The sequence below is a fragment of the Magnetococcales bacterium genome (assembly GCA_015231175.1).
Taxonomy (GTDB): Bacteria; Pseudomonadota; Magnetococcia; order Magnetococcales; family DC0425bin3; genus HA3dbin3.
The window spans coordinates 1-13540 of the sequence record JADGBZ010000026.1 but is presented as its reverse complement, the minus strand read 5'-3'; the positions used below and the strand labels follow the sequence as shown (position 1 = coordinate 13540).

10 protein-coding genes are annotated in these 13540 nt (G+C 59.0%); 5 read left to right on the top strand and 5 right to left on the bottom strand.

All coding sequences use genetic code 11. The features are described from left to right. Genes HQL63_07580 through HQL63_07565 form a run of 4 tightly spaced genes read right to left on the bottom strand, consistent with a single transcriptional unit; the run spans position 1 to position 3999 of the window. Entirely contained in the window at positions 1 to 1308 is a 1308-nt protein-coding gene (locus HQL63_07580) for a Ni/Fe hydrogenase subunit alpha (GenBank protein MBF0176691.1), read from the bottom strand. Next, positions 1305 to 2087 carry a hypothetical protein gene (locus HQL63_07575; protein ID MBF0176690.1) on the bottom strand — a complete coding sequence of 261 codons (783 nt, stop codon included), beginning with the start codon at positions 2085 to 2087 and terminating at the stop codon, positions 1305 to 1307. Before HQL63_07575 ends, HQL63_07580 begins: the two co-directional genes overlap by 4 nt. Continuing rightward, the gene (locus HQL63_07570; protein ID MBF0176689.1) at positions 2084 to 2944 is read right to left on the bottom strand and encodes an FAD/NAD(P)-binding protein; all 861 of its coding nucleotides are present in this window, start codon (positions 2942 to 2944) and stop codon (positions 2084 to 2086) included. Before HQL63_07570 ends, HQL63_07575 begins: the two co-directional genes overlap by 4 nt. A 2-nt stretch (positions 2945 to 2946) precedes the next feature. Beyond that, positions 2947 to 3999: a 4Fe-4S dicluster domain-containing protein gene (locus HQL63_07565; GenBank protein MBF0176688.1), complete on the bottom strand. Its 1053-nt coding sequence runs from the start codon at positions 3997 to 3999 to the stop codon at positions 2947 to 2949. Positions 4000 to 4351: 352 nt separating this feature from the next. Here HQL63_07565 and HQL63_07560 point away from each other — a divergent pair, with 352 nt between their 5' ends. Both HQL63_07560 and HQL63_07555 read left to right on the top strand, forming a co-directional pair. Then, complete coding sequence (locus HQL63_07560; protein ID MBF0176687.1) at positions 4352 to 5653, top strand: M18 family aminopeptidase; 1302 nt, start codon at positions 4352 to 4354, stop codon at positions 5651 to 5653. Positions 5654 to 5850: 197 nt separating this feature from the next. Further along, positions 5851 to 7764, top strand: coding sequence for a tetratricopeptide repeat protein (locus tag HQL63_07555; protein MBF0176686.1), 1914 nt, complete (start codon positions 5851 to 5853; stop codon positions 7762 to 7764). Here the strand turns inward: HQL63_07555 and HQL63_07550 are convergent. After that, complete coding sequence (locus tag HQL63_07550; GenBank protein ID MBF0176685.1) at positions 7720 to 9684, bottom strand: cation:proton antiporter; 1965 nt, start codon at positions 9682 to 9684, stop codon at positions 7720 to 7722. The two genes, HQL63_07555 and HQL63_07550, sit on opposite strands and share 45 nt — an antisense overlap. Before the next feature lie 445 nt (positions 9685 to 10129). Here HQL63_07550 and HQL63_07545 point away from each other — a divergent pair, with 445 nt between their 5' ends. The 3 genes from HQL63_07545 to HQL63_07535 form a co-directional block, all read left to right on the top strand. Then, on the top strand, positions 10130 to 11701 hold the full coding sequence (locus HQL63_07545) for an MBOAT family protein (protein ID MBF0176684.1): 1572 nt from the start codon (positions 10130 to 10132) through the stop codon (positions 11699 to 11701). Positions 11702 to 11770: 69 nt separating this feature from the next. Next, positions 11771 to 12016 carry an acyl carrier protein gene (locus tag HQL63_07540; GenBank protein ID MBF0176683.1) on the top strand — a complete coding sequence of 82 codons (246 nt, stop codon included), beginning with the start codon at positions 11771 to 11773 and terminating at the stop codon, positions 12014 to 12016. A gap of 12 nt (positions 12017 to 12028) precedes the next feature. Beyond that, positions 12029 to 13540 (top strand): HAD-IIIC family phosphatase (locus HQL63_07535; protein ID MBF0176682.1); only part of this gene is annotated, 1512 nt, incomplete at its 3' end.

The following is a 13540-nucleotide window of genomic DNA, read 5'->3' as shown; positions in this document are numbered from 1 at the left end:
TCAATCGACAAAATCGATATCCAGCATGTGTACCGAGCAAGAGATGCAAGGGTCGTAGGCGCGCAGAAGCATCTCCATGTGCAGCGTCAGCTGATCCTTGGACATTTCCGGCAACATGAGCGGGACAAAGGCTTTCATATCCTGTTCGATATTGTTGATGTTCTGGCTGGTGGGGATGATGGCGTTGGCATCACAACAACGCCCCTCGGCATCGAAGGCGTATTCGTGGAAGAGAATCCCTCGTGGCACCTCGACGGCGCCAAAGCCTCGCCCCGGAATGGGGGTATGGTGGATATCTTCGTCCAACAAGCGGCCATTGAGAAGATTTTCCATCATGGCCAGACTGTTGTAGGCGCAGTGGACGATCTCCACCACCTGGGCGACATTGTTCATATAGGGGTTGAAGCAGGGCACCTTCAACCCCAATTCAACGGCGACTTCTTGTGCCTGCGGGTGGAGTTGTTCGAAACTGTTGTTCACCCTCGCCAGGGCGCCGACGGCGTAGGCCTCCCGGTGCCAGCGCGACCACTTGGTGGTGGAGTGGGTGACCGTGAATTCATTGGTCGCCGAGCGGTAGTCGGAGACAGGTATCCCCCGCTTTGTATCCGAGCTGAACACCTCTCCGTCATAGAGGGCATATTCATCGGGATGTTTCAGGGAGACAAACTCGGTTTCCCGCTCATAGGGGGGAATTTTCAGGGTTTTGACGATGCCGACGGTCTCCAGAAGATCCGGCACTGCCGCCAGCAGGCGATCCCGCAACAGCTCGACCTGATCCAGATCCGGCAGCACGCGCCACCCTTTCAGGGTGTTGCTCATGGGGTGGATGGTGCGGCCACCGATGACCGCCGTATAGTCATTGGCCAATTTTTTCAGGCGCAGCGCCCGTTTCACCACCTCCGGGTGGGTTTTGATCAAGGGCAATACGCTGGGGGCTCCGACAAAATCGGGCACGGCCAGAAAATAGACATGCAGGACATGGCTTTGCAAAAACTGGGATTCATTGAGCATTTTGCGCAATTGGATCGTCTGCGGGGAGACGACGATTTTCTGGGCATCTTCCACCGCCTTGGTGGCAGCCAATTGGTGGCCGACACAACAGATGCCGCAGATCCGTCCCACCACCCAGGGAATCTCATCCGGCATCATGCCACGGGTGAAGCTCTCGAAGAAGCGGTTGGCCTCGACGATACAAAGTTTGACCTCTTCCACCACCCCATCACGTGTGTTGATGCGAATGCTGCCGTGGCCTTCGACACGGGTGACGTGGTGAACGTCGATGCTGTAGGTTTTGGTGTCGGCTCTCATGAGCGATTCTCCCGTCCTGGCGGCTCCGTACTGCAAAACAGGCGGTACCGGTTCTGGATAAGGGCAGCGGAGAGTCCTTTCTTCCGCAGCAACTCCCGGTGGGCCACCATGTTGGCATGGGGCAAGGTTCCACGGCAGCCGTCACAGCGATACCCGTGGGTGATGCAGACGGCGTTGCAACCTCCGTAGGTGACCTGTCCCATACAAACCTCGCCGCGATCGAAAACGCATTCGTTTTCGTTCATTTTACACTCGACGCATACGGCATTGGCCGGGAAGTAAGGAAGGGAACCGCTGACCAGGGCTTTGACCAGGCGCACAAACTCTTCCGCCACCATGGGGCAGCCGCGCAGTTCAAAATCAACGGCCACGATCTCCTTGGCCGCCCGCACCCGGGTGTGCGCCCACAGGGGCCAATAGTCGGGATCGGTCTGGACCTGGTTGCGGGCCGCTTCGCCGTAGACCCGTTTGAAGTTTTCCGCCGGCGCGACAAAATTGGAGCGGGCCTGGACGTTGCCCATGCAGGCGCAGGCGCCCATGGCCACCAAATAGGTGCTGCGGGCACGAATATCCCGCAACTTTTGGGCATCCTCTTCGCGGTTGATGCTCCCCTCGATGAAGGCAACGTCATAACGTGGCGCCTTGTTCGACATGGCTTCACGAAACTCGACGATATCCACCAAGGCAAGCAGATCCAGGAACACATCCTCGCAGTTGAGCACGGTCAACTGGCAACCTTCACAGCCGGCAAAATCAAAAAACGCGACTTTCGGTTTCATTGCAAGGCCTCGGGAAGATTTTCGATACGGTCAAGTCGGAATACCGGTCCATCCTGACAACAGTAGACATGGTTGATCTGGCAGTGTCCACACTTACCGACACCGCATTTCATCCGCCGCTCCAGGTCAACAAAGATCTGGCTGTGGGGAATACCCCTGGCTGTCAGCTCCATGATGACAAACTTGTACATGACGGGCGGGCCGCAGAGGGCCACAACTGTGCGCCCCGCATCCATGCGCAAATCCGCGATGGGCTCTGTCACCAGTCCGACAGCCCCATCCCACGGCAGGCTGGCGGTGTCATCCACCAGGCGGATCACGTTGATTTTTCCCCGGCCACCATCCAGGCGCGACCAGGCGATGGTCTCTTCCCGGTAGAGTTCGTCCGCCGGGGTGCGACAGCCACTGACAATGGTGATGGTGCCGAACCGCTCCGACTGGGCCAGTACGGGCTGAATCAGGGAACGCAGGGGTACCAATCCCAACCCCCCCACCACAAACAGGACATCCTTGCCATAAAAATCGGCCAGATGGAAACCGGAACCGAAGGGTCCACGCACACCCACCTGCTGGCCGGGTTGCAAACCGTGCAGAACCCGGGTCAGGCTGCCGACGTTGCGAATGACCATTTCCAGAATGTTGTCATCCCGTGGTCCACACGAGATGGAGATGGGGGCCTCGCCCAACCCCAGAAGCGAGAGCATGACAAACTGTCCCGGACGATGCCCGAGGGGTTGCGGCAGCTCGATCTTGAAATATTTCTCCCGGGGCGTCATGGCCCGGACCTCAAGAATCCGGGCCATGCGGGGAAGATACAACGCCTTGTCAAACGTCGGGTGGGTGGCAGCAGTCGGCATGGTCATGACATCGCCTCCGCATGAGTGACGAGATCGTTGACGATATCGAAAATATCGATATCGGCGGTACATTGCCGGCCACACCGGCCACATCCGACGCAAAAGCTGCCTTCCTCGAAACGATGGGTCAAATATTCAAACTTGCGTTTGACCCGATGCCGCTGGCGCGCTTCCGGCTGGGGCCGAAAATTATGTCCGCCGGCTACCTCCGAAAATTTGGGAAGCATGCAGCTGTCCCAACTTCGGGTGCGCTGACCAGCCTGGATCTCCGTCAGGTGAAAATCGTCCTCGACGTTGAAGCAGTAGCAGGTTGGGCAGACCAGGTTGCAGGTGCCGCAGGAGAAACAGTGCTCGACATGCTTGCTCCAGATGGGAGATTGCCACTGCCTGGCCAGGAGGGCAGGCAACTGGGCCACCGGAGCGGCCAACTGGCGACCGAAGGGGTTGGCCCGCAGGCTCTCCGCCCGGGCCTTCTGGGCCGCCACATCCTTGCAAACGGGAAACTCACTCCCTTGCAAGAGAGCCCGGCCCCGCTCCGACACGATCTCCACCAAAACCTGATGATCCATCGAGGTCAAAAAAATGTCGGCGTTTTGACGCCAGTGCAGGGAACCGGTCGCGTCGCAAAAGCATGCCCCATCACAAGGCCGCAGGCAGTCGTGGCCGATGAGGATGGTGTGGGCGCGCCGCGCCTGATAGTGGGGATCCCCATACCCATCCTGGTTCACCTGGTCCATCAGGTGGATACCCTTGAGATCACAAGGCCTAACCCCGGCCAGAATCTGGATCTCCTCCGCCAGCACCGGCTCGATTTCCGTTTCGTCCCCCTCTTTTTTACGGTAACGAAACAGAATCTCCTGTGTCGGAGCCAGCTTTTTTCCCGGGGGCACGAGGGTCGGATGGTAGCGATCGAACTGGATCTCGGATCCCTCCCGCACGCGCTTGAACCGGAGGCTGGAGCGTCCTGAGGATTGCGGAAAATAAACGGTATTTTTTTGTGCAAGCCGGTGTATCCACCGCGGCACGGCATCCTTGGGAACCAAAAACCCATCCATTCGCTCACCTCCTGTTAAGCCGCCGATCATTGCGATCATGGTGTGATTTTTCATGCTGGAATCGTGCCGACCCGATCTTCCCATGACCGTCAGACAGGATTCTCATGCCATTCAATCCCATGGAATCCCATCCGTCAGGCTTGCGCACATGGTCGAGCGTTCAATGATCGCATCATTTTCATCTATCCTTCAATCACTATTTTCCATATCAACGCAAAAACCCACTCTGGCCACGCTTCGGAAGGAAGTTCAAGCCCGGCAGCCAGGCGGGTGATCACCAAACAGGCGCAAAAGTTGCGAAGGGGGTATGGCCCGACCTGGTTGTTGCATCCGTATCCGAGGCCTGGAGACCATGGACCGATTGCTGCATTTTCTCAACACATCGCCAACCCCGTTTCATGCCGTGGAAGCGGCCAGAAAAATTCTGGCGGAGCACGGTTTCCAACTTTTGCGCGAGGAGGATCCCTGGGTTTTGGCGCCGGGGAGTCGCTATGTTGTGACCCGCAGCGATGCTTCCCTTGTCGCTTTTACCCTGCCAACCCGGTTCAACGCTCCTCCCCCACTCCTCCTCGCTGCTGCTCACACGGACAGCCCCACCCTCAAAGTCAAGCCCAACCCCCTGAAGCGCAAAAAGGATTATCTGGCGCTTGACCTCATGGTGTATGGGGGCGCTCTGCTGTCAACTTGGTTTGACCGGGATTTATCGCTGGCGGGGCGTGTTTATTATCTGGACCATCTGGGCACGGAGAAACAGATCGATCTGGATATGGCTCGACCCGTGACACGCATCCCCAACCTGGCCATCCACTTGCAGAAGTCTGGCGGCGACGAGCAAAAAATCAATCCCCACGAAGAACTTTCCGCACCCTTTCAGCTGACCCTGAACCAGGCAAAGAACGGTGACTCCCCACCTCAACAGCCCTTTATCGATCTGTTGGTGAATGAGATCCGCCGGTTGGACCCGACATCCCTACCCGTTCATCTGCTCGCCTGGGATCTGCAACTCTACGACACCCAACCAGCCAGGTTGGCCGGGGTTGACCAGCAATGGATCGTGGGCAGCCGGCTGGACAACCTCTTGTCGGTTTATGCCACTGTCGTCGCTCTGGCCCGACATGCTGCCACCCCATCCCATAGCCTTGCCATGATCGCCCTTTTTGACCATGAGGAGACGGGCTCGTTGTCGATGGCCGGTGCCGCCGGCAATTTTCTACAGAGCCTGTTGCTCCGCATCTACCCGGATGGTCACTCTCTGGCCCGTGCCATGCCGGGCTCCCTCCTTCTGTCGCTTGACAACGCTCATGGCTATCATCCCAACTATCCTGCCCGGCAGGATGAAAACCACGCACCCCATATCAATGGCGGCGTTGTGGTCAAACACCATGCCGGCCAGCGTTATGTCACCCAGGGGGCCACGGCGGCCCGCATCAAGGTCTTGGCCGCTCGTGCGGCGGTCTCTCTCCAGGATTTTACCGTGCGCGCCGACATGCCCTGTGGTTCAACGGTCGGTCCTACCCTGTCGGCGCGTCTGGGCATCCCGGCAGTGGATCTGGGACTCCCCTCCTGGGCCATGCATTCGGTTCGCGAAACAGCCGGTTGCCAGGACATGCGTGACCTCCTGCGCCTGCTGGAGGCTTTTTTCGCCCAGACATGAATCCACCGCAACCATTCACCACCCGACAACGCACCGGGGATCCGGGGAACCAGCTCCCTGGCAGGGCCTGAGACAGCGTCCTGGCGGGGTTCGGAACGAAGCCCTGACAAAGGCTTTCATATCCAGGCTTTTCTTGAGAGGGTGCTGAATAGTTACCTCATCACTTTCAATCCGTGTCATCCATGGGGGATGCCAGCATGCAAACACCCGACGGTTATGAAATGGCCGCCCAACACTATCTGGCAGGCCGCTATGATCAGGCGCGCCTGATTCTGGATGATTTCCTCGCGACCAACGACAACTCGTGTGCCGCATGGAATCTGTCTGCCAATCTGGCCCACATGGCAGGTGATCCACAAGGGGCTGAGGCCGCCTACCTCCGCTCCCTCCAACTCAATCCGAATTATGCCGATGCCTATTACAACCTGGGCAACTTTTTGACCGAACGCAAACGTTTCGCCGAAGCCGAAACCTCTTACCAGCAGGCCCTGCGCATCAATCCGAACGATGCCGATGTCTTCAACCGTCTGGGCAACCTCTACCGCGAGCAAAAGCGGCCAGTCGATGCTGAAACCGCTTATCGGCAAGCCCTGCAGCTGCATCCTGACCATATCAACTCCTGCAACAATCTGGGCATCCTCCTGACCGAGCTGGAGCGTTTTGCCGAAGCCGAGGCCGCCTACCGGCAGGCGTTGCGCATCAATCCGAATATTGCCCTGATCCACAGCAACCTGGGACTGCTTTTCAAGCAGCAAAAACGCCTCGCCGATGCAGAGATCGCCTATCGCGAGGCCTTGCGCCTCATGCCGAACAATCCCAAAACCCTGCACAATCTGGGGATTTTATTGGCATTGCTGAACCGGCCCGGCGAAGCCGAAGATGCCTTCCGGAACGCCCTGCGCATCCAACCGGGATTTGTCGATGCCGTGGACAGCCTTGGCAACGTTTTGCACGAGCAGAAACGGTTCGCCGAGGCGGAGGCGGCCTACCAGGAGGCGTTGCGTCTGGATCCCCATCGGGCTCTGACCCACAATAACATAGCCAATTTATACGACGAACTCAGGCGCAACACAGAGGCCGAGGCAGCCTATCTGGAGGCCTTGCGGCTCGATCCGGATTCTGCCGATACCCGGTTCAATCTAAGTCTGTTTTACATCTCGAATGGCCGCCTGGCAGAGGGGTGGCCGCTGTATGAGGCCCGCTTTGCCAAAAACAAGTGCAACCGGGACATTTTCCCGATCCAGGTGCCCTTTCCCATGTGGCAGGGAGAGGATTTGACGGGAAAATCTCTCCTGGTCATGTTGGAACAGGGTTACGGCGACCAGATTCAATTCTGCCGCTACACCGTTCTTCTGAAGGCCAGAGGCGTCCGGCATCTTACCCTTGTCTGTTCCCCGCCTCTTGCCACGTTGATGGAGTCGTTGGCCGGCGTGGACCAGCTCCTGTCAGGGCACAACCGGACATTTCCTCCCCACGATTACTGGACCTTCCTCCTCTCCGTCCCCCTCCATATGGGAACCACGCTCACCAACATTCCGGACGAGATTCCCTATCTGCATGCCCCTCCCGACCGCCAAACCGGTCGCGACATCATTCTGGCGCAAAAAGGGTTGCGTGCAGGTCTGGTTTGGCGCGGCAATCCGACGCACATCAATGACGCCAACCGTTCCGTCCCTGACATGCGACTCCTGGCCCCTCTGTGGACCGTGCCGAACGTCACTTTTTTCAGCCTGCAAAAAGGCCATGGCGAAGAGGAAGCCCGCCTTTCTCCGCCGGGGCAACCCCTCATTCATCTGGGTGGGTTGATCCAGGATTTTGGCGACACGGCGGCCATCCTCTCCTCTCTGGATTTGCTGATCACGGTCGATTCCGCCGTGGGTCACCTGGCCGGGGCTTTGGGCAAACCGTGCTGGGTGATGCTGACCCGCAGCAACACCAGTTGGCGCTGGTTGCATGATCAGCCGGATACCGCCTGGTATCCCCGGGTAATGCGCCTTTTCCGGCAGACCCAGGTTGACGGCTGGGCGGAGGTGATTCAGCAGATGACGGAGGAGTTGAAGGGGTGGTCACCCCCCTTTCCCCGCCAAACGCCGGAGATCCTCACAAGCTGAGGTCGTCCCGATCGCCGCTACCATGTCGTTGGCGCCCAGGAGAAAATCCGGGGATGGGTTCATGATGAGTTCGCCGGCGCGCAACACCCCAACGACGGAAGCCCCGGTCAGCTCACGTATACGGCCTTGCCGGAGAGATTGGTCGATCAGGGGGCTGGCTCTGCTCAGGGGGATCCACTCCAGCTCGAATTGGGGCTGGGCGGTCTGCACTTGCAGCAGGGTCTGGTAGGCCAGGGCGCTGTTCCAGAGAGGTCCGTAGATGTCCTGGCGAATCGAATCGCTGTATTTTTGGATGACCGACAGCGGCAGATGCTGATGCAGCAGGGCTTGCCGCATAAATTCCAGGCCGGCCTCAAATTCGGGATGGATGACCCCCACCGCGCCGGCTTCCCGGATGATTTGCATTTGCGTCAAGTCGGCGGCCCGGACGACGATCGGGCAAGACGGATTCATGGCGTGCGCCTGGCGAATCACCCCAAGGGCCACGGCCAATCCCGGGGCGGTGATCAGCAACATGTCGGCCTGAGCCATTCTGGCCGCCTGGAGAACGGGTTTTTGTGCAGCATCGCCAAAGATGACGGGAAACCCTTCCTTTTTGGCCTGCTCCATGTGGCGATGGTCCAGATCGATCATGACGAACGGCACCTCCAGCCGTTTCAGGACCATGGCCACCTGCATGCCGATACGCCCACACCCCATGACGACGACATGTTTGTTGAACCGTCTCTCCGGCAGGTTGACGCCGTACAGAGGTTCACGGCGAGAATGACGCCTTTGCCAGGCATAGATGCGCGCCGTCTGGCCCGAGACCAGGGGGGTCAGGACCATGGTCACCACAGCAGCCGACAAAAGCAGGGTATGAACATCCTGGCTGATGGCCTGACTGGCCAACCCCACCTTGGCCAGGACAAGGGAAAATTCGCCAATCTGGAACAACCCCAGCCCGACGGCCAGAGGCACGACGTTGCCGTAACCAAACAATCGGGCCAACAGAAAAAAAATGACCCCCTTGCCAAGGGAGACCGCCACAACCAGAACGGCTATTTCCGCCATATGTTGCCACAGAAAGCGTGGATCCAGCATCATGCCGACGGAGACGAAGAACAGCAGGCCGAACAGATCGCGCAGGGGCACGATATCGCTCAACGCCTGGTGGCCATGGTCGGATTCGCTCAACACCATGCCAGCCACAAAGGCCCCAAAAGCGAGAGAAAGCCCTGCCAGGTAGGTAATGTAGCCAACCCCCAGACCGATGGAGGTCACCGTCAGGAGAAACAACTCCCGGGATCCGGATCTTGCCACCCGGGCCAAAACCCAGGGCAGGAAACGGGTTCCCAGAAAGACCATGCCGGCCAGAAAAGCGCCCGCCTTGAGGGCCGCCAGGAGCAACATGGGCACACCGGCAGCCGGGTCGCTGAGCTTGGGCAGAATGATCATGAGGGGCACCACGGCCAGATCCTGCACGATCAACATGCCGACCATCACCCGGCTGGAGAGGGTGCCGATCCACCCCTGATTGATCAACGTCTTCAGGATCACCATGGTGCTGGAGAGGGCGATCAGGGCGCCCAGCCACAGGGATGACAACCACGGCCACCCCAGATACCAACCCACCCCATAGCCGTAGGCCATGGTCAAGACCATCTGGATAGGAGTGCCGATCAGGGCAATCCGACGTACCGGTTGCAGCTCCTTGAGGGAAAACTCCAGCCCCAGAGCAAAAAGAAGCAGAGCGACCCCGATTTCCGACAACAAATCGATATCGTGGACGTTGGAGACCGTGATACCGCCCGTATGGGGGCTCACCGCGACGCCGGCCATGATATAACCGACGATCAAAGGCATGCCAAGACGGTGCGCAACCACCCCACCGATCAAGGCAGCCACCATGATCATGACAATATCTGCGGCAATTCCCATGAAGCACAAATCCATGAATCAACAGGCAAAACCACCACGACGCCACCCCTGCCATAACCGGCATGCAACGACAATGCAAACGGGGAAACAAGACCCATCGGGATCTCAATCGCCAGCCGACCCACCCGCAGCCGACCCACCCGCAGCCGACCCACCCGCAGCCGACCCATCCGGCAGTGCCTCGCGCTGCGGATGCTAACAGTTGCAGGCCCGAAACTCCAGCCTGTTTCACCCATCGTGATTCTGCTGGAAATGCTGAAAAAAATGACCTAGACTGCCGCCTCCCGAAGAGCGGAAGGAGGCTCGGACATGAGAGCCTTTGTCAAGGATTCGCCCCGAACCCGCCAGGGAGCTGCCCTGGACCAAGCCAGGGAGCCGGCCCCCTGGACCCCGGTGCGTTGCCGGGTAGTGAGTGGTTACCCCAACAAAAGAGTCCCACCGGACCATGCTTTTCAACTCTGCAGCATTCATCCTCCTGTTCGCACCCATCGTCCTCACCATGTACTACCTGTTTTTCCGCTGGCGGGGACAGCGCCTTGCTCTTTATTGGCTGGCAGCCGCTTCCTTTTTTTTCTACGGCTGTTGGGAGTGGCGCTACACCATGCTGCTGGGACTCTACCTGTCCATCAATGCCGTGGTATTGAACCGGATGCGGGCAAGTCAACTTCCCCGGCATCGGGATACCTGGTTTTGGTTGGGAGTGGTTGCGAACGTGGGCGCTCTGGCCTACTACAAATATGCCCATTTTTTCCTCGAAAACCTTGATGTTCTGCTCGGAACGAACTGGCAGTGGGAGCGCATCATCCTGCCGGTCGGCATCTCCTTCTTCACCTTCCAACAGATCACCCTGTTGTCGGATGCCCGGCTGAAGGAACAGGACCAACCCCGGGGGATTCTGGACCATGCGGTTTTCATCGCATTTTTTCCATACTTGATCTCCGGGCCCATTGTGTACCACCGGGAGACGGACCATCAGTTTGCGGCGAATCCGCTCCCACACCTCTGGGACAACCTGGAAACCGGCTTAACCCTGTTTGCCATTGGCTTGGGCAAAAAGGTATTGGTGGCCGATGTCATGGGGCGATGGGTCAACCCGGTTTTTGACGCCGCTGCGGGCGGCTACCATCCGCACCTGTTGGAGTCCTGGGCGGCGGTGACCGCTTACACCTTCCAACTCTATTTCGATTTTTCCGGTTATTCGGACATGGCCATGGGGTGTGCCTTATGTTTCGGGATCCGCCTGCCCATCAATTTTGCTTCTCCCCTGAAGGCCCGTTCCATCATCGAATTTTGGGGACGCTGGCACATCACCCTGTCCCGGTTGATCATGAATCACCTTCACGCCTCCCTGGCCCTGTGGTTCATGCGTCACCGCTCCCACAACGCGGTACGGCGACTCTCACCATGGTCGATGACCGTCACGGCGCCATTGCTGATCACGTTTCTGCTCATGGGCGTATGGCATGGAGCGGGCTGGAATTTTCTCCTCTACGGGTTGATCCATGGTGTGGCGGCGGTGGTATCCCACGCCTGGAAGGAGCGTCGCAAGCCCCTCACACCCTGGCTGGCCTGGTTGACAACCTTCCTGGTGCTCAATCTCTCCTGGGTTCCTTTTCGGGCCACAAACTTTGCTGCCATCGTCAACATGTACGCCGGTCTCACGGGATTGAACGGCTTCGCTGTGCCACCATGGATACTGGCCCAGGTGCAGCCAGGGCTGGCCGACTTTCTGCATCTGGTTCCCGGAGTTCTGGGACATGTCCCGGCCACTCAATATTTCCTGCTGTTCCCTCCTCTGCTATGGGCGGTACTGAACCTGCCCAACTCCTGCGAAATGTTGGGCGCACAAAAACCGGGACTCGCCAGCAAGGGCTACCCGGTCACGCGGATTCCCGTGACCTGCCCCTCGCCCTGGTCGCGTGCGCGTGTGAGTTGGTGGGCTAGTGCGGTATTGTTGGTCTCCATCGTGGCGGTTTTTGTCCAGCAGGCGGTGCCCTACGTCTATTTTCAGTTTTAGGTCGCTGTTCAGCGCCCGCTGTGTCAGACCTTCACACACGTTTATTCATCTTATCCCCGGGAATTCGCCATGACCGAAGAGAAAATCTACCAGGTGTTGACACCCATCTTCCGGGATGTCTTCGACGATCCGCAGTTGGAGGTCACCAGGGAGTTGTGCGCGGACGATGTGCCGGAGTGGGACAGTCTGAGCAACATCCAGATGGTGGTGGCTGTGGAACAACACTTCAAGATCCGCTTTACCACTCAGGAGCTTTCGTCCAACCGCCATGTAGGCGATTTTGTGGCGATGATCCTGGCCAAGATCACCGTCTGATTCCGACAGGCCATGACTCCCGACTCTCTCGCCTCCCTGCCCTGGCTGCCCCGGCCACCGGAGACCTTCACCGCGACCTGTCTGGCCCTGGATCCCACCGACCCGGGTTGTTGGCAGGAGCTGGTCCGGCTGGCGGGCCATTTCCTGGATCTCAACCAACTTTCCCGTCTGGCGAAGCTCAAACGTCTGGTTGCGAGCCAGCAAGGATCATCCGGGCTGATCCCCTTTCGTTTGGGTGTTGCCGCTCATGGCAGTACGGATTTTTTGCTTCCCTGTCTTGCAGCCAGCGCCCTCCGACACGGCCTTGATCTGGAGGTGGTCGTGGGGGGCTATGATCAAGCCGTATCCGAGGCGCTGCATCCTGGCTCGACGTTGCGCAACGCCCGGCTGGATGCCCTTCTCCTGGCCTTGGATCACCGCGGCCTGCCCTTTTCACGCGACCCCCTGGCCGACGAGGGTCCGGATGAGGATGCCCCTCTGCGCCACCTGGAGCTGATCGCCGCCGGATTTCAGGCAGGATCCCAGCCGCCCACCTTGATTTTCCAGACGCTGCCTCCCCCTCCCGAACCTCTCCTGGGCCATCTGGATTGTCGGATACCGGCGACCCTTTTGCGACGGATTGCCGCCTTCAACGCCGGCTTGCGGGAGAGGGTTGCCGGTGGACCCCACTTGATCCTGGACGTGGAGCGGCTCGCCGCCACGGTGGGATTGGAGCGGTGGTTCGATCCGGTCCAGTGGCATTGGGCCAAATTGCCTTTCGCGCCACACCTGCTGCCTCTCTATGCCGAACATGTCGTCCGTCTGATTGCAGCCAGCCGGGGGCAGAGCCGCAAATGTCTGGTGCTGGATCTGGACAACACCCTCTGGGGGGGGGTGGTCGGGGACGATGGGTTGGAGGGCATCCGGATCGGTCAGGGGGATGCCCTGGGGGAGGCCCATCTCGCCGTGCAGCGCATGGCACTGGATCTCAACCAACGTGGCATCGTGCTCGCCGTCTGCTCCAAAAACGACCACGATACCGCCCTTCTCCCCTTTCGCCACCACCCGGACATGCTGTTGCGGGAGTCCGATTTTGCGGTATTCATGGCCAATTGGAACGACAAGGCCACCAACCTTGCATCCATGGCCGCCATGCTGGATCTGGGGGTGGATTCCCTGGTTTTTCTGGATGACAACCCGGCGGAACGGGCGCAGGTGCGCCAGGCCCTGCCCAGGGTGGCGACGCCGGAGTTGCCACGGGATCCCGCCCTGATCCCCAGGTGGGTTATGGCGGCAGGTTATTTTGAAACCACCGCCTTGACCGCCGAGGACAGAACCAGGGCCGCCGGTTATCGCAACCGGATACAACTGGACCAGATCAGGCAACAACACTCCGGCAACCTCGATCTCTTCCTCCAATCCCTGGAGATGCGGGTCCGGTTTGCCCCCTTTGATGCCACCAGCATGGGCCGTATCGTACAATTGATCAACAAGACCAATCAATTCAATCTGACCACCCGTCGTTACAGCGAGACAGAGACCTCA

What these genes read in the sequence shown, in the direction of transcription:
- HQL63_07545 (MBF0176684.1), top strand. Translation starts at nt 10,130, where the DNA reads ATGCTTTTCAACTCTGCAGCATTCATCCTCCTGTTCGCACCCATCGTC.
- HQL63_07540 (MBF0176683.1), top strand. Translation starts at nt 11,771, where the DNA reads ATGACCGAAGAGAAAATCTACCAGGTGTTGACACCCATCTTCCGGGAT.
- HQL63_07575 (MBF0176690.1), bottom strand. Translation starts at nt 2,087, where the DNA reads ATGAAACCGAAAGTCGCGTTTTTTGATTTTGCCGGCTGTGAAGGTTGC.
- HQL63_07565 (MBF0176688.1), bottom strand. Translation starts at nt 3,999, where the DNA reads ATGGATGGGTTTTTGGTTCCCAAGGATGCCGTGCCGCGGTGGATACAC.
- HQL63_07580 (MBF0176691.1), bottom strand. Translation starts at nt 1,308, where the DNA reads ATGAGAGCCGACACCAAAACCTACAGCATCGACGTTCACCACGTCACC.
- HQL63_07570 (MBF0176689.1), bottom strand. Translation starts at nt 2,944, where the DNA reads ATGCCGACTGCTGCCACCCACCCGACGTTTGACAAGGCGTTGTATCTT.
- HQL63_07560 (MBF0176687.1), top strand. Translation starts at nt 4,352, where the DNA reads ATGGACCGATTGCTGCATTTTCTCAACACATCGCCAACCCCGTTTCAT.
- HQL63_07555 (MBF0176686.1), top strand. Translation starts at nt 5,851, where the DNA reads ATGCAAACACCCGACGGTTATGAAATGGCCGCCCAACACTATCTGGCA.
- HQL63_07550 (MBF0176685.1), bottom strand. Translation starts at nt 9,684, where the DNA reads ATGGGAATTGCCGCAGATATTGTCATGATCATGGTGGCTGCCTTGATC.